This is a genomic window from Phycicoccus jejuensis (genome assembly GCF_044797865.1).
GTDB classification, from domain to species: domain Bacteria; phylum Actinomycetota; class Actinomycetes; order Actinomycetales; family Dermatophilaceae; genus Phycicoccus; species Phycicoccus jejuensis.
Map to the genome: position 1 here is coordinate 4,063,945 of NZ_CP085209.1, position 23,129 is coordinate 4,087,073.

The 23,129-nt window shown below is 74.8% G+C and carries 19 protein-coding genes and 2 pseudogenes; 7 read left to right on the plus strand and 14 right to left on the minus strand.

Annotated elements, in window-relative coordinates; all coding sequences use genetic code 11:
• Nucleotides 1-17 precede the first annotated feature (17 nt).
• A complete protein-coding gene (purL, locus tag LG324_RS19375) occupies nt 18-3,917 on the minus strand; it encodes a phosphoribosylformylglycinamidine synthase (protein WP_404350534.1) in 3,900 nt (1,299 codons plus the stop codon).
• A 182-nt stretch (nt 3,918-4,099) separates the two neighbouring features.
• Here purL and LG324_RS19380 point away from each other — a divergent pair, with 182 nt between their 5' ends.
• Entirely contained in the window at nt 4,100-4,870 is a 771-nt protein-coding gene (locus LG324_RS19380) for an NAD-dependent epimerase/dehydratase family protein (RefSeq protein ID WP_404350536.1), read from the plus strand.
• On the opposite strand, the gene LG324_RS19385 is transcribed toward LG324_RS19380, so the two are convergent.
• On the minus strand, nt 4,851-5,762 hold the full coding sequence (locus LG324_RS19385) for a phosphoribosylaminoimidazolesuccinocarboxamide synthase (protein ID WP_404350538.1): 912 nt from the start codon (nt 5,760-5,762) through the stop codon (nt 4,851-4,853). The genes LG324_RS19380 and LG324_RS19385 overlap by 20 nt on opposite strands.
• A 193-nt stretch (nt 5,763-5,955) precedes the next feature.
• Between LG324_RS19385 and LG324_RS19390 the strand changes: the two genes are divergently transcribed.
• Both LG324_RS19390 and LG324_RS19395 read left to right on the plus strand, forming a co-directional pair.
• Complete coding sequence (locus LG324_RS19390; RefSeq protein WP_404350540.1) at nt 5,956-6,411, plus strand: MarR family winged helix-turn-helix transcriptional regulator; 456 nt, start codon at nt 5,956-5,958, stop codon at nt 6,409-6,411.
• 26 nt (nt 6,412-6,437) lie between these two features.
• Nucleotides 6,438-7,649 (plus strand): MFS transporter, encoded by a 1,212-nt coding sequence (locus LG324_RS19395; protein ID WP_404350542.1) that lies wholly within the window; start codon nt 6,438-6,440, stop codon nt 7,647-7,649.
• Nucleotides 7,650-7,731: 82 nt separating this feature from the next.
• Here LG324_RS19395 and soxR read toward each other — a convergent pair whose 3' ends face one another.
• On the minus strand, nt 7,732-8,187 hold the full coding sequence (gene soxR / locus LG324_RS19400) for a redox-sensitive transcriptional activator SoxR (RefSeq protein WP_030526433.1): 456 nt from the start codon (nt 8,185-8,187) through the stop codon (nt 7,732-7,734).
• 54 nt (nt 8,188-8,241) lie between these two features.
• Between soxR and LG324_RS19405 the strand changes: the two genes are divergently transcribed.
• Entirely contained in the window at nt 8,242-9,681 is a 1,440-nt protein-coding gene (locus LG324_RS19405) for an MFS transporter (RefSeq protein ID WP_404350544.1), read from the plus strand.
• A 9-nt stretch (nt 9,682-9,690) separates the two neighbouring features.
• Nucleotides 9,691-10,610: pseudogene (locus LG324_RS19410) on the plus strand (LLM class F420-dependent oxidoreductase).
• 30 nt (nt 10,611-10,640) lie between these two features.
• Here the strand turns inward: LG324_RS19410 and purD are convergent.
• On the minus strand, nt 10,641-11,927 hold the full coding sequence (purD, locus tag LG324_RS19415; protein ID WP_030526430.1) for a phosphoribosylamine--glycine ligase: 1,287 nt from the start codon (nt 11,925-11,927) through the stop codon (nt 10,641-10,643).
• Nucleotides 11,928-12,065: 138 nt separating this feature from the next.
• On the opposite strand from purD, the gene LG324_RS19420 reads away from it, so the two are divergent.
• Nucleotides 12,066-14,276 carry a HelD family protein gene (locus LG324_RS19420; RefSeq protein ID WP_404350546.1) on the plus strand — a complete coding sequence of 737 codons (2,211 nt, stop codon included), beginning with the start codon at nt 12,066-12,068 and terminating at the stop codon, nt 14,274-14,276.
• 489 nt (nt 14,277-14,765) lie between these two features.
• On the opposite strand, the gene LG324_RS19425 is transcribed toward LG324_RS19420, so the two are convergent.
• The 4 genes from LG324_RS19425 to fbaA form a co-directional block, all read right to left on the minus strand.
• Complete coding sequence (locus LG324_RS19425) at nt 14,766-16,067, minus strand: adenylosuccinate synthase (RefSeq protein ID WP_030526428.1); 1,302 nt, start codon at nt 16,065-16,067, stop codon at nt 14,766-14,768.
• A gap of 121 nt (nt 16,068-16,188) precedes the next feature.
• Nucleotides 16,189-16,941: a hypothetical protein gene (locus LG324_RS19430; RefSeq protein WP_051750006.1), complete on the minus strand. Its 753-nt coding sequence runs from the start codon at nt 16,939-16,941 to the stop codon at nt 16,189-16,191.
• A gap of 313 nt (nt 16,942-17,254) precedes the next feature.
• A complete protein-coding gene (locus LG324_RS19435) occupies nt 17,255-17,662 on the minus strand; it encodes a DUF3151 domain-containing protein (RefSeq protein ID WP_030526426.1) in 408 nt (135 codons plus the stop codon).
• Nucleotides 17,663-17,821: 159 nt separating this feature from the next.
• The gene (gene fbaA / locus LG324_RS19440) at nt 17,822-18,853 is read right to left on the minus strand and encodes a class II fructose-bisphosphate aldolase (protein ID WP_404350548.1); all 1,032 of its coding nucleotides are present in this window, start codon (nt 18,851-18,853) and stop codon (nt 17,822-17,824) included.
• 404 nt (nt 18,854-19,257) lie between these two features.
• On the opposite strand from fbaA, the gene LG324_RS19445 reads away from it, so the two are divergent.
• Entirely contained in the window at nt 19,258-19,509 is a 252-nt protein-coding gene (locus tag LG324_RS19445) for a hypothetical protein (protein ID WP_404350550.1), read from the plus strand.
• An 89-nt stretch (nt 19,510-19,598) separates the two neighbouring features.
• Here the strand turns inward: LG324_RS19445 and LG324_RS19450 are convergent, their stop codons facing one another.
• The 6 genes and pseudogenes from LG324_RS19450 to LG324_RS19475 form a co-directional block, all read right to left on the minus strand.
• Nucleotides 19,599-20,399: an RNA polymerase sigma factor gene (locus LG324_RS19450; protein ID WP_404350552.1), complete on the minus strand. Its 801-nt coding sequence runs from the start codon at nt 20,397-20,399 to the stop codon at nt 19,599-19,601.
• Between the two features lie 9 nt (nt 20,400-20,408).
• Nucleotides 20,409-20,666, minus strand: a pseudogene (locus LG324_RS19455) (hypothetical protein); the annotation flags it as partial.
• A gap of 169 nt (nt 20,667-20,835) precedes the next feature.
• A complete protein-coding gene (locus LG324_RS19460; protein WP_055816774.1) occupies nt 20,836-21,201 on the minus strand; it encodes a YciI family protein in 366 nt (121 codons plus the stop codon).
• A complete protein-coding gene (locus LG324_RS19465) occupies nt 21,198-21,584 on the minus strand; it encodes a YciI family protein (RefSeq protein WP_404350555.1) in 387 nt (128 codons plus the stop codon). Before LG324_RS19465 ends, LG324_RS19460 begins: the two co-directional genes overlap by 4 nt.
• Entirely contained in the window at nt 21,581-21,943 is a 363-nt protein-coding gene (locus tag LG324_RS19470) for a YciI family protein (protein ID WP_404350557.1), read from the minus strand. Before LG324_RS19470 ends, LG324_RS19465 begins: the two co-directional genes overlap by 4 nt.
• 127 nt (nt 21,944-22,070) lie before the next feature.
• Nucleotides 22,071-23,120 carry an LLM class flavin-dependent oxidoreductase gene (locus LG324_RS19475; RefSeq protein WP_404350559.1) on the minus strand — a complete coding sequence of 350 codons (1,050 nt, stop codon included), beginning with the start codon at nt 23,118-23,120 and terminating at the stop codon, nt 22,071-22,073.
• Nucleotides 23,121-23,129 lie beyond the last annotated feature (9 nt).

A 23,129-nucleotide genomic window follows, 5' to 3' on the forward strand; every position in this document is an offset into this window, starting at 1 on the left:
CCCCCTCCTGTCGTCGGTCAGCCCGCGAAGACGCGAGCGTTGCGGAACATCCTCAGCCACGGGCTCTCGTCGTCGACGTCGCCGCTCGTCCACGACATCTGGACGTTGCGCGACACCCGCTCGGGGTGCGGCATCATCGCGGTGAACCGGCCGTCCGTCGTCGTCACCGCCGTCAGCCCGCCGGGCGACCCGTTGGGGTTGAACGGATGCGTCGTCGCCGGCGCACCGTGGTGGTCGACGAAGCGCGCCACTTGGTGCACCGCGCCGAGGTCGCCCCGGGCCGAGAAGTTCGCAAAGCCCTCGCCGTGCGCGACGGCGATGGGGAGGCGGCTGCCCGCCATCCCGGCCATGAGGACCGACGGGCTCTCGAGCACCTCGACCTGCGTCAGCCGTGCCTCGTACTGCTCGGACCGGTTGCGCGTGAACCGCGGCCACGCCTCCGCCCCCGGGACGAGGTCGGCGAGCGCGGCGAACATCTGGCAGCCGTTGCAGATGCCGAGCCCGAAGGTGCCGTCGCGGTGGAAGAAGTCGTGGAACTGCTCGGTCAGCCTCTCGGAGAACAGGACCGAGCGCGCCCAGCCCTCGCCGGCGCCGAGGGTGTCGCCGTAGGAGAAGCCGCCCGCGGCGACGAGTCCCTGGACGTCGGCGAGGTCGAAGCGCCCCGACTGGAGGTCGGTCATGTGCACGTCGTAGGCGTCGAAGCCCGCGGCGTCGAGCATGAAGGCGGTCTCGACGTGGCTGTTGACGCCCTGCTCGCGCAGCACGGCGACCTTGGGGCGGACGCCGGTCGAGAGGTAGGGCAGCGTGACGTCGTCGGTCGGGTCGAAGCTCGGGGCGACGACGAGGCCGGGGTCGTCGTCGCGGCCGACGGCGGCGTGCTCCTCGTCGGCCGCACCCGGGTTGTCGCGCAGCACGGACATCCGCCACGACACCTCGTCCCACGCCTGCGCGAGGTCGCGGACGCGCTCCTCGAGCACCCGCGCTCCGTCGACGGCCACGCGGACCCGGCGCTCGCTGACGGTGCGGCCGACGACGGACGCGACGTCGGCGAGCCCGTGGGCGCCGAGCACCTCGACGACCTCGGGGACGGCGCGCTCGGGCACGCCGAGGACGGCGCCGAGCTCCTCGGCGAACAGCCCTGCGACCGAAGCGGTCTCGACGTCGAGGCCCATGCCGCCGGCAAAGGCCATCTCGCACACCGCGGCCCAGAGGCCGCCGTCCGAGCGGTCGTGGTACGCCGTGACGAGCCCGCGCTCGCGCAGCTCGGTGAGGGCCGCGGCGAGCGACACCAGGCGCCGGGGGTCGTCGAGGTCGGGGACCTCGCGGCCGAAGGCACCCGACACCTGCGCGAGGATCGAGCCGCCGAGGCGGTCGCGGCCGGCGCCGAGGTCGACGAGCACGAGGGCCGACCCGTCGCGCAGCTGCGGGGTCCAGGTGCCCCGGACGTCCTCCAGCGACGCGAAGGCCGTGACGACGAGCGACACCGGCGAGGTGACCTGCTTGGCGTCGCCCATGTGGTCGGTCCAGCGGGTGCGCATCGAGAGCGAGTCCTTGCCGACCGGCACCGAGATGCCCAGGGCCGGGCACAGCTCCATGCCGACGGCGTGGACGGTGTCGTAGAGGGCGGCGTCCTCGCCTGGCTCGCCGCACGCGGCCATCCAGTTGCAGGACAGCTTGACCCGCGAGAGCGCGGCCACCGGGGCGGCGAGCAGGTTGGTCAGCGCCTCGCCGACGGCCATCCGCCCCGAGGCGGGAGCGTCGACGGAGGCCAGCGGCATCCGCTCACCGCTCGCCATCGCCTCGCCGGCGAAGCCGACGTGGTCGGCCAGGGTGACGGCGACGTCGGCCACGGGCACCTGCCACGGGCCGACCATCTGGTCGCGGTGGGTCAGGCCGCCGACGGTGCGGTCGGCGATGGTCACGAGGAAGCGCTTGGACGCGACCGTCGGGTGCCGCAGCACCGCGTAGGCCGAGTCACGCAGGTCGAGCGCGTCGACGTCGAGGTCGTCGCCCTCGCGGTGCACGCGCGCGACGTCACGGGTCATCCGCGGCGGCTTGCCGAGCAGCGTCTCCATCGGCATGTCGATGGCCCGCTCCTCGCCCTCGACGTCGTCGGGACCGTCGGCGAGGACCAGCTGCCCGTCGTCGCGCGCGACGCCGACGACGGCGTGGGGGCAGCGCTCCCGCTCGCAGAGGGCGGCGAAGGCCGGCAGCGACTCCGGGGCGATGGCGACGACGTACCGCTCCTGGGACTCGTTGCACCACACCTCCTTCGGCGCGAGGCCCGACTCCTCGAGGGGTACGGCCGACAGGTCGAAGCGGGCCCCGAGGCCGGCGCCGTCGACGAGCTCGGGGAAGGCGTTCGAGAGCCCACCGGCCCCCACGTCGTGGATCGCGAGGATGGGGTTGCCCTCGGCGCCGAGGCTGCGGCAGTGGTTGACGACCTCCTGCGCGCGCCGCTCGATCTCGGGGTTGCCGCGCTGCACGGAGTCGAAGTCGAGGTCGGCCGCGTTGGCGCCGGCGGCCATCGACGACGCCGCGCCACCACCCATCCCGATGCGCATGCCCGGCCCGCCGAGCTGCACGAGCAGCGTGCCGGCGGGGAAGACGACCTTCTCGGTGAGGTCGGCGTCGATCGTGCCCAGGCCGCCGGCGCTCATGATCGGCTTGTGGAAGCCGCGGCGCACGCCGTCGACCGTCTGCTCGTAGACGCGGAAGAAGCCGCCGAGCCCCGGCCGGCCGAACTCGTTGTTGAACGCGGCCGCCCCGATCGGGCCCTCGAGCATGATGTCGAGCGGCCTCGCGATGTGCGCCGGCGCGCCGTACTCCGCACCCTCCCAGGGCTCGTGCGTCCCGGGCAGGTTGAGGTTGGAGACCGCGAACCCGGTGAGCCCGGCCTTGGGGGCCGACCCGCGCCCGGTGGCGCCCTCGTCGCGGATCTCGCCGCCGGCACCGGTCGCCGCGCCGGGGAACGGGCTGATCGCCGTCGGGTGGTTGTGCGTCTCGACCTTCATGAGGACGTGCACCTCGCCGTCGCGCCCGCGGTAGGCGCTCGGGGCGTCCGGCCGCTCGGGCAGCCACCGCGTGCGCGGGCCGCCCTCCATGACCGAGGCGTTGTCCTTGTAGGCCACGACGGTGCCGGGGCCGGCGACCTCCTCGGTGTGCCGGATCATCCCGAAGAGCGAGCGCGGCTGGGCCTCGCCGTCGATGACGAAGTCGGCGTTGAAGATCTTGTGGCGGCAGTGCTCGGAGTTGGCCTGCGCGAACATCATCAGCTCGACGTCGGTCGGGTTGCGCCGCAGCCCGGTGAAGGCCTCGACGAGGTAGTCGACCTCGTCGTCCGACAGCGCGAGCCCGAAGTCGCGGTCGGCCTCCTCGAGCGCCTCGCGGCCCCGGCCGAGGACGTCGACGTGGGCGACCGGCTCGGCCTCGCGCTCGTCGAACAGCGCCGCGGCGGCCTCGCGCGTCGGCAGGGCCGACTCCGTCATCCGGTCGTGGAGGACGTCGGCGCAGCGCCCCCACTGGTCCTGGGTCAGCGGCTCGTCGGCGAGCAGGTGGTACTCGGTGACGCGCTCGACGCGGCGCACGTCGACCCCGCAGCTGTGCGCGATGTCGGTGGCCTTGGACGCCCACGGCGAGAGCGTGCCGAGACGCGGGGCGACGACGACGAGGGCGGCGTGCGGCGCGTCGGCCACTCCGGCGAAGGGCTCGCCGTAGGTGAGGAGCCGGGTGACGGTGGCGTGGGTGGCGTCGTCGAGCGGCGCGGCGCTCGCGACCCAGTGGACGTGCTGCGCCGAGACCGCCCGGATCTGCGGCGCGACGACCCGCAGCCGGGCGAGCACGCCGGCGGCCCGGAAGGTCGAGAGGGCGGCGCCCCCGGGGACGGTGGTCAGCACGGGGGCGTGCGACGGAACCATGGTGCGGGTCTCCCGAGGGGTGCGGCGCGGGTGGCGTGTGCCGGGGCTCAGGCTACCGGCGCGGGCCGGGGCGCGGCCGCACCGTCCCTCCCCACCCGTCGGCGGGAAGAGCCGGGCGCCGGCCCGGACGGGTGCGTGGCACGCTGGGCGGCGAGGACGCGGGACGAGCCCGAGGAGGGGCGATGCGGGTCGTGGTGCTGGGCGGGACCGGGGAGATGGGGTCGGCGGTGGCCGACCGGCTCGAGGGGCGGGGGCACGAGGTCGTGCGCGCGTCGCGGGCCTCGGGTGTCGACGTCACCGCCTCCGCGGGCCTCGCCGGCACGCTCCACGGGGCCGGCTGCGTCGTCGACTGCCTCAACCTCACGACGCTCTCGAAGCGCCGCGCGGTCGGGTTCTTCCGTGCCGCCACCACCGCCGTCACGGCCGCCGCGGCCGAGGCCGGGGTCGCGCACGTCGTCGTCGTGTCCATCGTCGGGGTCACCGACCCGTCCGTGGCCCGGTCCTCCGGCTACTACGCGGGCAAGGCGGCCCAGGAGGCCGGGTACGCAGTGGCCCGGGTGCCGGTGACGGTCGTGCGCTCGACGGCCTGGTTCAGCCTCGCCGAGACCTTCCTCGGCCAGCTGCGGGTCGGACGCCTCGCGCTGGTGCCGCGGATGGGGTTGCGGCCGGTGCACCCCGACGCCGTCGCCGACCTCGTCGCCGACGTCGTCGGGGCCGGCCCCACCACGGGCGCCGCGCGTGAGGACGGACCGGCGGTCCGTCAGCTCGCCGGGCCCGACGAGACCGACGCGGCGACGATGGCCCGGGCGGTCGCGGCGCGCGACGGCGGTCGGGTGCGCGTGGTCGGGCTGCCGGTACCCGTCGCCGGTCTGCGCACGGGGCTGCTGCCGGGGCCGGACGTGCCCCGCGACGGGCGCCGGTTCGCGGACTGGGTCAGAACGAGCGGCCGGTGAGGCGCTCGTAGGCCTCGACGTACTTGGCCCGGGTGCGCTCCAGCACGTCGTCCGGCAGCGGCGGCGGGGCCTCGCCGGACGCCTTGTCCCAGCCGCTCGCCGGCGAGAGGAGCCACTCGCGGACGAACTCCTTGTCGAAGCTCGGCTGGGGGCGGCCCGGCTCCCACTGGTCGGCCGGCCAGAAGCGCGAGGAGTCGGGGGTGAGCACCTCGTCGGCGAGGACCAGCTCGCCGTCCTCGACCCCGAACTCGACCTTGGTGTCGGCGACGATGATGCCGCGCTCCTGCGCCAGCTCGTTGCCGCGGGCGAGGATGCGGGTGGTGAGGTCGCGCGCCTTCGCGGCGAGCGCCGGGCCGACGAGGGCCTCGACCTCGGCGTAGGACATCGGCTCGTCGTGCTGCCCGCTCGGGGCCTTGGTCGACGGCGTGAAAAGCGGTTCCGGGAAGCGCGAGCCGTCGGTCAGGCCCTCGGGCAGGCGCAGGCCGCTGACCGTCCCGTCGGTGCGGTACTCGCGCAGCCCGCCGCCGGTCAGGTAGGCGCGGGCGACGCACTCGACGGGGAGCATCCCGAGGCGGCGCACCAGGACCGCGCGGCCCTCGACGGCGGCCGGGACATCCGTGGAGACGAGGTGGTTGGGGACGAGGTCGGCCAGCTGCTCGAACCACCACAGCGACATCCGCGTGAGGACCTCGCCCTTGTCCGGCACCGGGGTCTCGAGGACGAAGTCGAAGGCCGAGATGCGGTCCGAGGCGACGAGGAGCAGGAGGTCCTCGCGCGGGGCGCCGGTGTCGTCGAGCGGCGCGTAGAGGTCGCGCACCTTGCCCGAGTAGACGTGGGCGTACCCGTCGAGGACGGGGGCGGCGTCGGGCGTGGGCGTCGAGGCGTCGGCCATGGGCCCATCCTTCCAGCCCCACGCCCATGCCGCGTCGCCCCTCCACCGCCCTCACCCCACGCGTCACGCGCGTATCGGGTGACCCGATACGCGCGCGCCTCACCCGACAACCGTGCCCGGGTGAGGCGCAGCGTTCCCGGGGGAAGCGACCTCGCGGCTTGGTTTGAATAGGTTACCTATGTAAAGTGGCCGGGTGCACACGGACGACCTCGCCATCGAGCTGCTCCGCTCGGCCGCCGGGCTCTCCCGGTGGGCCAGCCGGCACGCCGACCTCGAGATCCCGTGGGCCCGGGCCCGCGTGCTGTCCCTCCTCGAGGAGCTCGGCCCGGCGCGGATCACCGCGCTCGCCGAGGCCGACGCCACGAGCCAGCCGACGATGACCACCCAGGTCCAGCGCCTGGAGGCCACCGGATGGGCCCACCGCACCCCCGACCCGGCCGACGGCCGGGCCACCCTCGTGTCCCTCACCGCCGCGGGTCACGAGGCCCTGGCCACCGCCCGGCGCGCCCGCGCCGCGGCCCTGCGCCCGGTCCTCGAGCAGCTGGACGCCGACCCCGAGCGGCTCCGGACGGCGACCGCCGTCCTCACCGAGCTGCTCGAGGCGACCCGCACCACCCCCGCCCGCGAGCCCGGCCGCGCCGGCTCCTGACCCCCGACCGAGAGGAACCCCTGCCCATGTGGCGCCAACCGAAGACCGTCTGGAGCGTGGCGTTCGCCTGCGTCGTCGCCTTCATGGGGATCGGCCTCGTCGACCCCATCCTCAAGCCGATCGCCGACGACCTGGGGGCCACCCCGTCCCAGGTCTCCCTGCTCTTCACGAGCTACATGGCCGTCATGGGCCTCGCGATGCTCATCACCGGCTTCATCTCGAGCCGCATCGGCGCCAAGCGCACCCTGCTCATCGGCCTCGCGATCATCATCGTCGGCGCCGGCCTGGCCGGGATGCAGGACAGCGTCAACGGCATCGTCGGATTCCGCGCCGTCTGGGGGCTCGGCAACGCCCTGTTCATCGCCACCGCGCTCGCGACGATCGTCAACGCCGCCCGCGGCTCGGTCGCGCAGGCGATCATCCTCTACGAGGCCGCGCTCGGCCTCGGCATCGCCGCCGGCCCGCTCGTCGGTGGTGCGCTGGGCGGGATCTCCTGGCGTGGGCCGTTCTTCGGCGTCAGCGCGTTGATGCTCATCGCCCTCGTCGCCACGTGGGTCACCCTCCCCGCGGCGAACGAGAAGCCGCACCCGACGCCGCTCAGCGCCCCCCTGCGCGCCCTCGGCCACCGCGGGCTGCTCACCGTCGGCCTCACCGCGCTGCTCTACAACTTCGGCTTCTTCACCCTCCTGGCCTTCACGCCGTTCCCGCTCGACATGTCGGCGCACGGCACCGGCCTGGTGTTCTTCGGCTGGGGCCTGCTCCTGGCGCTGACCTCCGTCGTCGTCGCCCCGTGGGTCCAGCGCCACGTCGGCACCTTCGCCGGCATCGTCGGCGCCCTGCTCGGCTTCGCGGTCATCCTCGCCGTGATGGCCGTGTTCACCGAGAACAAGACCGTGCTCGTCGTCATGGTCGTCCTCGCCGGCGGCTTCCTCGGCGTCAACAACACCCTCATCACCGAGACGGTCATGAAGGTCTCGCCCGTCGAGCGCAGCGTCGCCTCCGCGGCCTACAGCTTCGTCCGGTTCGCCGGCGGCGCGGTGGCCCCGTGGCTGGCCGGCACGCTCGGCGAGCGCTCGGTCCACATCCCGTTCTGGGTCGGCGCCGGCGCGGTCGTTCTCGCCGTCGCGGTGCTCTCGACGGGCCACTCCTTCGTGCGCGGCGTCGACGCCGAGCCCGGCCACGGCGCCGAGCGCATCGACTCCGAGGAGGAGGCGCAGGCCGTGACGATGGGGGCCTGACCACCCCCTCCGTCCCCCGACGAGGACGTGCCACGTGGCCTGCGGGCCGCACGGCACGTCCTCGTCGTTCGTGGGGGGGACGTCAGTGGCCGCGGGCGGCGGCCGGCCAGCGGCGGGCCCCCGGCCCCTCGGTCGCCAGCTCGTCGTCGTGGTTGTAGACGGGGCAGGACCGCAGCGAGAGGCAGCCGCAGCCGATGCACGACGACAGCCCGTCGCGCACCCGTTCCATCGCCTCGATGCGCGCCGTCAGCTCGTCGTGCCAGCGCCGCGAGAGGCGCTCCCAGTCGCGCTTGGTCGGCGCCCGGTCCGCGGGGAGGGCGGCGAGCGCCTCGCCGATCTCGGTCAGCCCCAGCCCGAACCGTTGCCCGGCGCGCACGACGGCGATGCGCCGCAGGACGTGGCGCTCGAAGCGCCGCCGGTTGGCGGTGTCGCGCACCGAGGTCAGCAGGCCCTTCTCCTCGTAGAAGCGCACCGTCGCGACGCTGACGCCGGAGCGCTCCGCCACCTCGCCGATGGCCAGCAGGTCGTGTCCGTCCACGGGTGCAGGGTAGCGACGTGACCTCAAGTGCGCTTGAGGTGTGAGGCTCCTCTGGTGACCACGACCGATGCGCACCCCGCCACCACCCCGCCGCCCGGCTCCTCCCCGCCCGAGCGGCTCCTCGACCGCCGGTACCTGCCGGTCGTCGTCGGCGTCGTGGCGCTCGTGACCCTCGCGGCCTTCGAGAACCGTGCCGTGCAGACGGTCCTCCCGGTCGTCGTCCGCGACCTCGACGGCTGGGCGCTCTTCGGCGCCTCGACCGGCGCTTCGCTCGTGACCTTCACCGTGGGGATGGCCCTCTCCGGCGGCTGGACCGACCGGTTCGGCCCCCGGCCGGTGCTCCTCGCCGGCATCGGCGTCTTCGGGGTCGCGCAGGTCGTCTCGGCGCTCGCTCCGACGATGGTCGTCTTCGTCGGTGGCCGCGCCCTGTCGGGGCTCGCCGAGGCGCTCATCGACACCACGCTCATGGTGCTCGTCGCGCAGGCGCTGCCGGAGTCGTTGCGCGCCAAGGTGTTCGCGTCGTTCGCCGCGGCCTGGATCCTGCCGTCGCTCCTCGGGCCGGGGTTCGCCGGCGGGGTCGAGTCGCTGGCCGGCTGGCGCTGGGTGTTCGCCGGTCCGCTGCTCGTCGTCCCGTTCGCCCTCTGGCTGCTGCGTCCGGCACTGCGCCGCGACCGCCCCGCACCGGCGCCGGACGTCGACGAGGGCGCGGGCGCCCGGCTCGCGGCGTCCTTCGCCCTCGCGGCCGGGCTGGCCGTCACGACCTTCGCGGCTCCGCTGCTCGAGTCCCCGAGCACGCGGGCGGCCGGGCTGGCGACCGTGCTCGCCGGCGGTCTCGTGGTCGTCCTCTCGGCCGCCCGGGCCCTCCCCCGCGGCACCGCCCGGCTGCGCGCCGGCGTGCCGGCGGTCGTCGGGCTGCGGATGCTCACCTCCGCCGCGTTCACCGGTGTCGGCTCGGTCATCCCGCTCATGCTCGTGACGACCCACGACGTCAGCGCGGCCGTCGCCGGCGTCTCGCTGTCGGTGACGGGCGTGCTGTGGGCGGCCGGGTCGTGGCTCAACAGCACGGCGTGGGTGCAGGCGCGCACGAGCGCCGCGGCGCGCATCCGGGCCGGCGGGCTGCTCATCGCCGTCGGGTCGGTGGGGCCGGTGCTGCTGGCGCTCGACGTCGTCGGGGTCGCGGCCGGGATGGTCGGCTGGGCCGCGGCCGCCACCGGCATGGGCATCCTCTCGCCGGTGCTGTCGACCGAGCTGCTGGCCCTCGCGCCCGAGGCCGAGCGCGGGCGGGCGAGCGCCGCCCAGGGCCTCGGGGTCTCGACCGGCGTCGCCCTGCAGACGGCGCTCGTCGGCGGGGTCGTCGCGTGGTTCGGGCCGGGCATGGACGGCCCCCGGTTCGCCGGGCTGATGGTCGTCGGCGCGCTCGTCGCGCTCCTCGTCGCCGCCGGGGCCGGCCGGGTGCGCGGAACCCGTCGGGACGGGGCGCCCGCACCTGCGTAGCGTGGGTGCATGGACCTGCGCATCTTCACCGAGCCCCAGCAGGGCGCGACGTACGACGACCTCCTCGCGGTGGCCCGCGCGGCCGAGGACCTCGGGTACGACGCCTTCTTCCGGTCCGACCACTACCTGCACATGTCCGGTGACGGCCGCCCCGGCCCGACCGACGCCTGGACGACGCTCGCCGGCCTCGCCCGCGACACCTCGCGCATCCGGCTCGGGACACTGGTCACCTCGGCGACCTTCCGGCTCCCGGCCCGCTGGCCGTCACGGTCGCCGGGGTCGACCAGATGAGCGGCGGCCGGGTCGAGCTCGGGCTCGGCGCCGGCTGGTTCGAGGCCGAGCACCACGCCTTCGGCATCCCCTTCCCGCCGCTCAAGGAGCGCTTCGACCGGCTCGAGGAGCAGCTGGCCGTCATCACGGGGATGTGGTCGGCGCCGGAGGGCTCGGAGTACGACCACGACGGCTCGAACTACCCGGTGAGCGGGCACCCGGCGCTCGTGCGCACGACGCAGCCCGGCGGCGTGCCGATCGTCGTCGGCGGCGCCGGCAAGAGGCGGACGCCGTCGCTGGCCGCCCGGTACGCCGCCGAGTTCAACGTCCCGTTCTCGTCGGTCGACGACACCGCGCGGCTGTTCGAGCGCGTCGACACCGTCTGCGACGAGCACGGCCGCGACCCGCTGAGCCTCGTCCACAGCGCGGCCCAGGTCCTCTGCGTCGGCAAGGACGAGGCGACCCTGCGCCGCCGCGCCGAGGCCATCGGTCGAGACGTCGCCGAGCTGCGGGCCAACGGCGTGGCCGGCACCCCCGAGGAGGTCCGCGAGCGCGCCGGCCGGCTCGCCGAGGTCGGCGCGAGCCGCCTGTACCTCCAGGTCCTCGACCTGCACGACCTCGACCACCTCGCGGACGCGCACGCGGCGCTCACGGCCTGAGTCGGTCGCAGGACGCGGCGCCGGGACGGATCAGGCGGGGACGGTGACCTCGCCACGCTGCGCCTTCTCGGCGATGTCGTGGCGGTGCTGCGCGCCGTCGAGCCGCACGGTGTCGACGGCGGCGTAGACCCGCTCGCGGGCCTGCGCGAGGTCCGCTCCCCGGGCGACGACCGAGAGGACGCGCCCGCCGGCGGAGACGAGGACGCCGTCGGCGTCGCGCGCGGTGCCGGCGTGCAGGACGTAGGCGTCGGGGTCGCCGGGCACGGCGTCGAGGCCGTCCAGCGGGTCGCCGGTGCGCGGCGTGCCGGGGTAGCCGTCGGCCGCGACGACGACCGTGACGGCGTGCTCGTCCGACCAGCGCAGCGGCTCGGCCTGCGCGAGGCGGCCCTCGGCGGCGGCCAGCAGCACCTGGGCCAGCGGCGTGCGCAGGCGGTCGAGGACGACCTGCGTCTCGGGGTCGCCGAAGCGGACGTTGAACTCGATGACGCGCGGCCCGCGGCGGGTCAGGGCGAGGCCGACGTAGAGGACGCCGACGAACGGGGCGCCGCGGCGGGCCATCTCGTCGACGACCGGCTGCGCGATGCGGGCGACGACATCGTCGACGAGGCCGTCCGGCGCCCAGTCGAGCGGGCTGTAGGCGCCCATCCCGCCGGTGTTCGGGCCGGTGTCGCCGTCGCCGATGCGCTTGAAGTCCTGCGCGGGCGTCAGCGGGACGACGCTCTCGCCGTCGCAGAGGCAGAAGAGGGAGACCTCGGGGCCGTCGAGGAACTCCTCGACGACGACGCGGCCGTCGTCCTTGGCCAGGCAGGCGAGCCCGTGCGCCAGGGCCTCGGCCCGGTCGTCGGTGACGACCACACCCTTGCCGGCCGCGAGGCCGTCGTCCTTGACGACGTGCGGGGCGCCGAGGGCGTCGAGGGCGTCGGCGAGCTCGGCCTCGGTCGTGCACACGTGGGCCATCGCCGTCGGGACGTCGGCGGCCGACATCACCTCCTTGGCGTACGCCTTGCTGCCCTCGAGGCGCGCGGCGGCCGCCGAGGGCCCGAAGCACGGGATGCCGGCGGCGCGGACCGCGTCGGCGACGCCGGCGACGAGGGGCGCCTCGGGACCGACGACGACGAGGCCGACCGCGTGGCGCCGGGCGACCTCGAGGATGCCGTCGACGTCCGTGACCCCGCCCGGCAGCGGTTCGCAGAGGGCCACCGCCTCGATGCCGGGGTTGCCCGGCGCGGCCACGACCGCGTCGAGCGCGGGGTCGAGCGACAGCGCGCGGACGATGGCGTGCTCGCGGGCACCGGAGCCGATGACGAGGACCTTCACGGGCAGCCAGCCTAGGGGCCGCGGGCACCGCCGCGCACCGGCGACCGGCGCCCGGGCGGCGTGGGGCGTCCGCGCTGGTGACGCGGCTAGACTGGTGAGTTCCGTGCCCAGCCGATCCTGCGAGGAGACCGCGGCTCCGTGACCACGCACCACCCGGGCCAGCCCGAGGCCTCCCCCGACGTCGAGCGCGAGATCGCGACCGAGCAGGCGCACGTCGACCGCGTCTACGCCGAGCTCGAGAAGGCCAGCGGGCGCGCCCGCGACGTCGAGGCGGACGGGATGGCCCGCGGGCGCACCGACCGGACCGGTGACGTGCGCGACGAGGAGCTGACCGGGCTGTTCGAGCGCGACGCCCTCGTCTTCGCGGCCGCGCGCCGCCGGGCGATGATCGACACGCAGTACGAGGGCCTCGTCTTCGGCCGACTCGACCTCGGCTCCGAGGACTCGACCGCCGCCGAGCGCGAGGTCCGGCACATCGGTCGCCTCGGTGTGCGCGACGACGACTACGAGCCCCTCGTCGTCGACTGGCGTGCCCCGGCCGCCGCGGCGTTCTACCGGGCGACACCGGTCGACCCGATGGGGGTCGTGCGCCGGCGGGTGCTGCGCTGCCGCGGCGCCCAGGTCGTCGGGGTCGAGGACGACCTCATGGTCCCCGAGGCGCCGGACGACATCGTCGTCGTCGGCGACGGCGCGCTGATGGCCGCCCTGACCCGCAGCCGCGGCCGGCAGATGCGCGACATCGTCGCGACCATCCAGCGCCACCAGGACGAGGCCATCCGCGCCCCCTCCCGCGGCGTCACCGAGATCACCGGCGGCCCCGGCACGGGCAAGACCGTCGTCGCGCTGCACCGGGCGGCCTATCTGCTCTACGCCGAGCGGCGGCGCTTCGAGCACGGCGGGATCCTCGTCATCGGGCCATCGTCGGCGTACACGGCGTACATCGAGCGGGTGCTGCCCTCCCTCGGCGAGGAGTCGGTGGCGCTGCGCGCGCTCGGTGACGTCGTCGACGGGATGACGGCCGTGCGGCTGGACTCCCCCGAGGTCGCCGCGGTCAAGGGGTCGCTGCGCATCCGGCGGGTGCTGGGTCGGCTGGCCTCGCGGGCGCCGGTCGGGGCGCCGACCACCTTCCGCGCGTTCGTCGCCGGGCACGCCGTCCGGCTCGACGAGGAGGCCCTGCGCCGGGTGCGTTCGGAGGTGCTGCGCACCCACCAGCACAACCTCGGGGCCGCCGCCGCGCGGGCCGCGCTGGCCGAGGCCGCGTGGCGCACGGTGCGCCAGGGCGAGCGCTCGGACTTCCTCGGCGCCTTCGAGGACTCGCGCGCCGTCGACGAGTTCGTCGCCGCGTGGTGGCGCCCGCTCGACCCGCGCGAGGTGCTGCTGACGCTCACCGACACCGAGAACGCTTACCGGGTCGGGCGCGGGGTGCTGTCGCAGGGCGACGCGGCCGCGCTCGCGGCGTCGTACCGCGAGGCCGTCGCGACCGGCGAGTGGTCGGTGGCCGACGTGCCGCTCGTCGACGACCTGCTCGCGCGGCTCGGGGCGGTGCCCGAGGTGACGCGCGAGGAGCAGGGCTTCTACGACATCGAGGAGCTCGACGACCTGCAGTCCTACGGTGTGCAGGACGTGCGCATCGGGCTCGGGCGGGCGCCGGGCACCGACACCCGGGCGGTGCTCGCGCCGGGTGACGCGCGGGCGCGGCTGATGGCCGGCCGCATCGAGCGGGCCGCGGCGTACGCGCACGTGCTCGTCGACGAGGCGCAGGACCTCTCGCCGATGCAGTGGCGGATGGTGGCGCGGCGGGGCCGCACGGCGTCGTGGACCGTGGTCGGCGACGCGGCGCAGGCGTCGTGGCCGGACCTCGCCGAGGCCGGTCGGGCGCGCGAGGAGGCCTTCGCCGGGCTCGAGCGCCGGATGTTCCACATGGACACCAACTACCGCAACGCCCGCGAGATCTTCGACCACGCGCGCGACGTCATCCTGCCGCTCGTCCCCGACGCCGACATCCCCGACGCCGTGCGCGAGACCGGGGTGCGCCCGGTCGACCGCGTGGTGGCGGAGTCGCTGGTGGACGAGGCGCGCGGAGCGGTGGAGACGCTGCTCGGCGAGGTCGACGGGTCGATCGCCGTCATCACGCCGCAGCGGTGGGCGCAGCGGGCGGCGGTGCTCGACGGGGCCGGCGAGGGGCGGGTGCAGGTCATCGACCCGCTGTCGACCAAGGGCCTGGAGTGGGACGCGACCGTCGTCCTCGACCCCGACGCGATCACCGAGGAGTCGCCGGGCGGGGTGCGCGTGCTCTACGTCGTCCTGACCCGGGCGGCCCACCGGATGCACGTCCTGCGCCCCGCCTGAGGTTCGAGGCCGGGCCTGGCGGGGCGGGGCGGCACGGTGTGCTCTCCCAGCCTCCATGCGCTGCGGAAGGTTTACCTCCCACTGGGCAAGGTGTCCCTTCCACTCCGAAACCACCCCTTCCACCGCGCAAGGGAAACCTTCCGGGACGCAAGGGATCCGCGCCGTGCCGCCCTGACCTCGCCCTGCCGCCCCGACCTCGCCCTGCCGACCCGCCACAGCACCCCGGCAGCACGATGGGACCACGGCACAGCGAGATCAGGTCGGCCCGGTGGCGCACTCCAGCCCAGGTGCTTGCTCGTGGAAGGGAAACCTTGCCGGGTGGAAGGGAAACCTTCCTCGGCGCATGGAGTCCGGGAGAGCACACCATGGCTCCGGCCCGCCGCGCACCTCACCCCGCCCCGGCGCTCGCCTCACCCCGGGCCACCGACGACGACGCCCCCTCGGCCGCGCTCGGCGGGAGGGGGCGTCGTCGGGCAGACCCGGTGGCGCTCAGTCCAGGAGGGCGTGCCGCTGGATGATCTCGTGCCGACCGGGGCCGACGCCGATCGCCGACACCCGCGCCCCGATGAGCTCCTCGACGCGCAGCACGTAGCGCTGCGCCGCCTCGGGCAGCTCCTCGAAGGTCCGGCACCCCGAGATGTCCTCCCACCAGCCGTCAAGCATCTCGTACACCGGCTTCGCGTGGTGGAAGTCGCTCTGCGACACCGGCATCTCGTCGTGCCGCACACCGTCGACCTCGTAGGCCACGCACACCGGCACCTGCTCGAACCCGGTGAGCACGTCGAGCTTGGTGATGACGAAGTCGGTCACCCCGTTGACGCGGGTCGCGTAGCGGCCGATGACGGTGTCGACCCACCCGCAGCGCCGCGGCCGGCCGGTCGTCGTGCCGTACTCGGCGCCGGTCTTGCGCAGCGTCTCGCCGTCGTCGTCGAACAGCTCCGTCGGGAAGGGACCCTCGCCGACCCGCGTCGTGTACGCCTTGAGGATGGCGATGACCCGCGACACCCGCGTCGGCGGGATGCCGGAGCCGGTGCACGCGCCACCGGCGGTCGCCGACGACGAGGTGACGAACGGGTAGGTGCCGTGGTCGACGTCGAGCAGCGTCGCCTGGCCGGCCTCGAGCAGCACGTTCGCGCCCGCGTCGAGCGCCTTCTCGAGGACGAGCGTGGTGTCGGCGACCATCGGCCGCAGCCGCTCGGCGTACCCGAGCAGCTCCTCGACGACGAGGTCGACGTCGACGGCGCGCGTGTTGTAGATCTTCACGAGCACCTGGTTCTTGAAACCCAGGGCGGCCTCGACCTTCTGGCGCAGGATGCCCTCGTCGAACAGGTCCTGGACGCGGATGCCGATGCGGTTCATCTTGTCGGCGTACGTCGGACCGATGCCGCGCCCGGTCGTGCCGATCTTGCGCTTGCCGAGGAAGCGCTCGGTGACCTTGTCGAGCGTCCGGTTGTACGGCGCGATGACGTGGGCGTTGGACGACACGACGAGCTTGGAGGTGTCGACCCCGCGCGCCTCGAGCCCGTCGAGCTCCTGGAAGAGCACCTCGAGGTCGATGACGACGCCGTTGCCGATGACCGGGGTCACCGTCGGCGTGAGGATGCCCGACGGCAGGAGGTGCAGCGCGTACTTCTCGCGCGTCCCGTCCTCGCCCGCGATGACCACCGTGTGGCCCGCGTTGTTGCCCCCGTTGAACTTCACGACGTAGTCGACGTCGGTGCCCATGAGGTCGGTCGCCTTGCCCTTGCCCTCGTCGCCCCATTGGGCTCCGACCAGCACGATCGCCGGCATCCCGGCTCCTTCCGACACGTGGTGCGTCCGGGACGGCCGTGCCCCGGCGCGGAGAAGGCCCCTCGCGGATCGCGCCGGGGCCTCGTCCACCCCACCCTACCGCGACGCGGTGGCCGGACGGTCAGCGGCGCCGTTCGGCGAGCACCCACCCCAGCTGGAAGCGCGAGTCGACGCCGTTGACGGCCATGAGGCGCGACACCCGGCGCCGGACCGTCCGCAGGCTCACCCCGAGGTGGCGGGCGATGGCCTCGTCCTTGATGCCCAGCCCGAGCAGCTCGACGAGCCGGGGGTCGTCGTCACCCCCCGCAGCCCCGCCCCGCGGCACCGGCGACGCGTACCGCCACGCGAGGTCGAAGTAGTCCGTGTAGAGGCGCACGACCAGGGGGTCGCGCAGCAGCACGTACCCCGAGTCCGGGTCGTCCCAGCCGCCGAGCGCGACGACCGCGCTCTCGCCGAAGACGGCGAACTCGGTCGCGGTCGCGGGCAGCAGCCGCTGGTCCTCGCCGGCCTCGGCCCACACCCCCAGCCAGCGCTGGCCGGCGAGCGTCGTCAGGACGTCCGCCGGGTAGATGGCCCGCTGCGTGTCACCCCGCTCGATGCGCTCGCGGTTGGCCCGCACCGTCGACTCGTCGAGCGCCGGCCCGCGCTCCACGGTCAGCACGAAGTTGCGGACCATCCCGCGGCTCTCGCGCAGGAGGTGGTTGACCACGGCCGGCGACACGGACCCGGCGAGCGGCTCGACCCGCATGTCCAGCGCACCGAGCGTGCGCGACGTGACCTCGGCGAGCAGCCCCGCCGCCTCGTCGAGCTCGCGCTGGCGCGACTCGGTGCGCTCGCGCTCGCGCCGCAGATGCTCCTCGAGCAGGAGCATCATCCTGCCGTCCTCGTGGTCGACCACGGTGCCCCCCGACGATCGGCGCACACCCCTGCACGCCCCTGACGTGGCCGTTTGCTGCCACTGACCGCCTAGTGTCGCACGTCACACGAGCGACCGGGCACGATGGACGAACGCAGCCGCGGACGCAGGGGACCACCGGGCGACGAGCGTTCCGTGCGAGAGCGGAGCGCGCAGCACCCGGTGGTGCGACTCGGCGGCGGGCAGGGCCCGGGTGTCGACGACAGCCGGGCCCTCGTCCGGTTCCGCGGGTGCGGGGACGCCGCGCAGCGGGACTCGGCGCGGCGGCGGGTCAGAGCCCCAGCTCGCGCGCCCCGGTCGCGCTCGAGGCGCGAAGGAACTCGGCGCAGCGGTGCCGCTCCTCCTCCTCGCCGATGGCCCCGGCCGCCTTCGCCAGCACGGCGAGGGCGCGCAGGAAGCCGCGGTTGGGCTCGTGCTCCCACGGCACCGGGCCCTGGCCGCGCCACCCGCTGCGCCGCAGCGCGTCGAGACCGCGGTGGTAGCCGGTGCGCGCGTACGCGTAGGCCTCGACGACGCGGTCGTCGGCGAGGGCGTCCTCGGCGAGCACCGCCCACGCGAGGGACGAGGCGGGCTGGGCGGCGGCCACCTGGTCGGGGGCGACCCCGTCCTCGAGCGGCCGGGCCGCGGGGTCGTCGGGCAGGTGGGTCGGCGGGATGCCGAGGAGGTCGCTCGTGCTCATGGCCCCACGCTAGCCGCCCCCGTCCGCCGTCAGAGGGGCCCACCCACCCGTCGAGTGAGCAGAACACGCCGCCCGGACATGGGTCCGGACGGCGTGTTCTGCTCACTCGACGGGGTGAACCGCGAGGAGGGAGGTGCGGGTGCTGCGGTGGGTGCGGGCTCAGCCCTGGTGCGTCCCGGCGGAGCGGAGGTTCTGGCAGGCCTCGACGACGCGCTGCGCCATCCCGGCCTCGGCCTCCTTGCCCCACGCACGGGGGTCGTACTGCTTCTTGTTGCCGACCTCGCCGTCGATCTTGAGGACGCCGTCGTAGTGGCGCAGCATCCAGTCGGCGACCGGGCGGGTGTACGCGTACTGCGTGTCGGTGTCGACGTTCATCTTGACGACGCCGTAGTCGACCGCGTCCGAGATCTCCTGCGGGAGCGAGCCCGAGCCGCCGTGGAAGACGAGGTGGAAGGGCTTGCTGCCGGCGTCGAGGCCGAGCTCGGAGGCGGCGGCGTCCTGGGCGGCCTTGAGGACCTCGGGGCGCAGCTTGACGTTGCCCGGCTTGTAGACGCCGTGCACGTTGCCGAAGGTCAGCGCGGTCATGTAGTAGCCGTTCTCGCCCGAGCCCAGCGCGCGCACGGTGGCGACCGCGTCGTCCGGGGTGGAGTACAGCTTGTCGTTGATGGCGTTCTCGACGCCGTCCTCCTCGCCGCCGACGACGCCGACCTCGATCTCGAGGATGACCTTCGCGGCCTTGCACTGCGCGAGGAGGTCCTCGGCGATGCGCAGGTTCTCGTCGAGCGGCACGGCCGAGCCGTCCCACATGTGCGACTGGAAGATAGGCAGGCCCCCGGCCTTGACGCGCTCGGCCGAGGCGGCGAGCAGCGGCCGGACGAAGGTGTCGAGCTTGTCCTTCGGGCAGTGGTCGGTGTGCAGCGCGATGTTGACCGGGTAGTTCTTCGCGACCTCCTCGGCGTAGGCGGCGAGCGCCTTGGCGCCGGTGACCATGTCCTTGACGGTCGAGCCGGAGGCGTACTCGCCGCCGCCGGTCGAGACCTGGATGATGCCGTCGGAGCCGGCCTCGGCGAACCCGCGGATCGCGGCCGTGATCGTCGAGCTCGACGTGATGTTGATGGCCGGGTAGGCGAACGAGCCGTTCTTGGCCCGGTCGAGCATGTCGGCGTAGACCTCGGGCGTTGCGATGGGCACGGTGTTCTCCTCGTGACGTGGTGGTGGCCCTACGCCCCCGATCCTTCCACCATCCGCGCGGCGCCGCGCGAGCCTGTCCGTACCCACGGGTAGTGGGACCGGCCACCCCGCGCACGACGAACGGGGCGGCACCGATGTCGGTGCCGCCCCGTCAGCGGTCTCGCCCGGTCCCTGCACCGGAGTCGTCCGCCAGGAGGCCGAGGCCTCCGTCGTGTCGGTTGGGAAACCCCCTGCGGTTTCCGTCCCTGCGCGAGCCCAGTGTGCGCCGTCCGGAGCCGGATGTCCATGCCTTCTGACGGAAATCGTCATTCCGGCGACGGAATTCGTCGCTCGTCGTGCAGGACGGTGCCGATGTGGCCCGTGGGACGACCGGGCCGGCGGACGGACCGTGGCTTGCGCGCTTCTTGACCGAATCGTCGTCAACCGCCTTCTCGGAGGCGCTCAACGTCTTCACCTCGCTGTTCAACGGCGGCGGAGGACCGCACGTCAGGCTCGGCCGCGTGTGGTTCAACGCGGCCCCGCCGCCGGAGGTGCTCGCACCGATGGACGGCTCACTGACCCGCGACGACATGGTCGTCACGGTCTCGGGGTACGGGGCCGGCCGGCTCTCGGTCGTGCTCCCGGCGACGGCCGTCGCGACGAGCGGCGCTGCCTGACGCTCGTCGACCCCGGCGCAGGCCCGTCGGGGCCGGGCACCCTCCCGCGGCGGGGGAGGCGGTGCCCTGCCCCGGCGGGTCCTCGCGCGTCACCCGGCGGCGACGGCCTCGCGCCGGGTAAGCAGGTGGGCGCGCTCGACGTCGTTGCCGCACAGCCGGATCGCCTCGTCGAACGCGGCGAGCGCCGCGTCGTCCCCGGCGCGGGCCAGCAGCTCGGCGCGGACCGCGGCGAGCCGGTGGCTGCCGGCGAGGGCCTCGTCGAGGCCGTCGAGCGCGGCGAGCCCGGCCCTGGGACCGTCCCTCTCGGACAGAGCCACGGCCGCGGCGAGCCGGGCGCTGGGCGACGGGTTGACCTGCAGCAGAGCCGCGTAGGCCTCGCAGATGCGGTCCCAGCGCGTGGCGGCGGAGGTCGGCGCGAGGGCGTGCTCCGCAGCGACGAGGGCCTGGAGCCGGTAGGACTCGACGAGCGGGTCGGGGCTCGGCGCCACCCCGGCGAGCAGGTCGACCGCCTCGGCGACCTCGCCGTGGTGCCACAGCCCACGGTCCTGGTCGGGCAGGAGGACGAGCCCGCCCTCCGCGTCGACCCGCGCGTCGCGCCGCGAGTGCTGGAGCAGGACGAGCGCGAGGAGCGCGCGCAGCACGGGCTCGTCGGGCACGAGTGCGTGGGTCACCCGCACGAGGCGGACGGCCTCGCCGGCGAGGTCCGCCCGCAGCAGGTCCGGGCCCGAGCCCGGCGCGTAGCCCGCCGTGAACGCGAGGTAGGCCACCTGCGCGACGACGCGCAGCCGCCCGGGGAGGTCGCCGCGGCCGGGCACCGCATAGGGGATGCCCGCGGCGACGATCTTCTTCTTGCCGCGCGTGATCCGCGCCGCCACCGTCGGCTCCGGCACGAGGAAGAGGCGCGCGATGTCGGCCGTCGAGACGCCGACGACGAGCCGCAGCGCGAGCGCACTCGCGACCTCGGGCCCGAGGGCCGGGTGGCAGCAGAGCAGGACCAGGCGCAGCCGGTCGTCCTCGACGAGACCCCGGGGTCGACCATCGCCCCTCCTCCTGTCCCGCGCTCGGCCTCGACGACGAGCAACGGCTCCTTGCGGGCGGCCATCGCCTCCCCGCGCAGCCGGTCGAGCACCCGGCGCCGGGCCGCGGTGAGCAGCCAGGCGGCGGGCTTGTCAGGGGCGCCGTCGGCCGGCCACCGGCGGGCGGCCGACTCGACGGCGTCCCCGAGGGCGTCCTCGGCGAGGTCGAGGCGGCGGAACTGGCCGAGGAGGAGCGCCACGAGGCGCCCCCACTCGTCCCGGACCGTCGCCGCGAGGACCTCGTCGGCCGTCACAGCGGGGTGTGGTCCGGGATCTCGACGACGGGGCGGATCTCGACGGTGTACGCGCTCGGCAGGAGCCGGGCCGCGGCGATGGCGGCGTCGAGGTCGGGGAGCTCGACGTCGTAGTAGCCGCCGACCTGCTCGGCCAGCTCGACGAACGGCCCGTCGGTGACGACGCGGTCCGCGCCCGTGCCGGGACCCAGGGTCGTGGCGGTCTCGGCATCCGCGAGCGGGGCCCCGGAGAGGCGCCGACCGTGCTCTTCGACGTAGCGCTCGAACGCGTGGTGCGCGTCGGAGTACCCCCGGCGCACCTCGGGCGTGGCGTCGGCCCAGGCGGCCGGCTCGTAGGCGACGAGGACGACGTACCGCTTCACGACGTCACCGGCCCGTCGTCCTGCTGACCGGTGCCGGCCACCATGTCGCGGAGCTCGATGAGCTCGCCGCGCGCGGCGAACTCGGTGCAGATGCGCACGAGGTCGGCCCGGTCCTCGGTGTCGAGGAGGTAGAAGCCGACGACCTGCTCGACCGACTCGGTGAACGGGCCGTCGGTGACGAGCACGCCACCGGAGCCGTCGGGCCGCATCGAGAGCGCTCGCTCGGACGGCGTGAGCGGCGAGACCGCGAGGATGCGGTGGCCGCCGTCCGCGAGGTCACGGTGGAACTGCTGGTGGCTGCGCATCCCCCTCTCGTGCTCCTCGGGCGGCAGCTGGGCCCACTCGGCCTCGGGCGCCGGCAGGAGGACCAGGTGGCGGCTCACGCGGGCCGGTCCTCGGGCTGCACCGTGCGACGCACCTCGACGGTGTCGCCGAGGGCCGCGATGATGCGGCAGCAGTCGAGCAGGTCGTCGAGGTCGTCGGACTCGACCTGGTAGAAGCCACCGACCTGCTCGGCGGTCTCGGTGAACGGCCCGTCGGTCACGGGGCCGCCACCCCCCGGGATGCGCTTGGCCTCGCTCGTCGCGTGCAGCTCGGCGCCGCCCGTGATGCGGTGGCCGCGCTCGGTCAGCTGCTGGGCGAAGCGGCCGTACTCGGCGTAGCCGGCGGTGCGCTGCTCGGCGTCCATGGTGGTCCACCAGCGGTCGGCGTCACCGACGATGAGGACGACGTACTCGGGCATCGGGGTCTCCTTCGGGACTGCGGGCCGCCGGGTGCGGCCTCACCCCCATGACGCGCGGGACGGACCGACCTCGACAGGTCTACCGGACTTTTCCCGTCGGCGCGCCGGATACCCCGTCGACGACCCCTCAGGCGAGGGCGCCGGCGAGCAGCCGGAGGGTCTCCTCACGGGCCGGGGCCCGGTCGGCCGGCGTGCCGGCGACGGCGCCCGCCACCGGGTGGACCATCACCTCGTCGACGCCGAAGGTCTGCGCGAGGTCGCGCACCTGCGCGGCGGCCTCGTCCGGGGCGCCGACGACCCAGCGGCCGACCATCTCGGTGCCGAGGGCCTCGTGGGCCGCGGGGACGTCGAGCGCCTCGGCCTCCTCGACGAGCAGCTGAGCGGCGAGGCGCTGGCCGGTGCGCAGCGCCACCATCGAGCGGACGTTGGGCAGGGCGAGCCGCTGCGCCTCCTCGGCGGTGGGGGCGACGACGACGTTGACGGTGAGGAGGGTGCGGGGCTCGGGGTGCGCCTCGGAGGGCTGGTACTGCTCGCGGTAGAGGGCCAGCGCCTCCGCCGTCCCGCGGCCGGAGAAGTGGTGCGCGAAGACGTAGGGCAGGCCGCGGGAGGCGGCGAGCCGGGCCGAGAAGTCGGACGAGCCGAGGAGCCACACGGTGGGGACCGAGGTCGCCCGCGGCGTGGCCTTGAGGACGTGGTCGCCGGAGGCCAGGCGCAGGCCGACGCCGTCGGGCGACATCATCGCGAGGACGGTGTCGACGTGGTCGGGGAAGCGCTCGGCGGCGTCCGCCTCGACGCCCCCGCCGCCGCTGCGCAGCGCCCACGCCGTCACCGGGTCGGTACCGGGGGCGCGGCCGAGACCGAGGTCGACACGGCCGGGGAAGGCGGCCTCGAGCAGGGCGAACTGCTCGGCGACGACGAGCGGGGCGTGGTTGGGCAGCATGACGCCGCCCGACCCGACCCGGATGCGCTCGGTGGCGGCGGCGACCATCGCGGCGAGCACCGGCGGGTTGGTCGCGGCGACGGCCGGCATGTTGTGGTGCTCGGCGAGCCAGTAGCGGTGGTAACCGTGCTCGTCGGCGACCCGGGCGAGGGCGCGGGTGGCGGCGAGCGCGTCAGCGGTGCTCTGGTCGGAGCGGACCGGCGCGAGGTCGAGGACGGAGAGCGTGGGGGTGGTCACCGAGGAGTC

Coding starts and splice junctions, on each gene's coding strand:
- purL (WP_404350534.1), bottom strand. CDS start 3,917: ATGGTTCCGTCGCACGCCCCCGTGCTGACCACCGTCCCCGGGGGCGCC.
- LG324_RS19435 (WP_030526426.1), bottom strand. CDS start 17,662: ATGAGCACGAGCGACCTCCTCGGCATCCCGCCGACCCACCTGCCCGAC.
- LG324_RS19430 (WP_051750006.1), bottom strand. CDS start 16,941: ATGATGCTCCTGCTCGAGGAGCATCTGCGGCGCGAGCGCGAGCGCACC.
- LG324_RS19425 (WP_030526428.1), bottom strand. CDS start 16,067: ATGCCGGCGATCGTGCTGGTCGGAGCCCAATGGGGCGACGAGGGCAAG.
- LG324_RS19385 (WP_404350538.1), bottom strand. CDS start 5,762: ATGGCCGACGCCTCGACGCCCACGCCCGACGCCGCCCCCGTCCTCGAC.
- LG324_RS19395 (WP_404350542.1), top strand. CDS start 6,438: ATGTGGCGCCAACCGAAGACCGTCTGGAGCGTGGCGTTCGCCTGCGTC.
- LG324_RS19470 (WP_404350557.1), bottom strand. CDS start 21,943: ATGCCCGAGTACGTCGTCCTCATCGTCGGTGACGCCGACCGCTGGTGG.
- LG324_RS19380 (WP_404350536.1), top strand. CDS start 4,100: ATGCGGGTCGTGGTGCTGGGCGGGACCGGGGAGATGGGGTCGGCGGTG.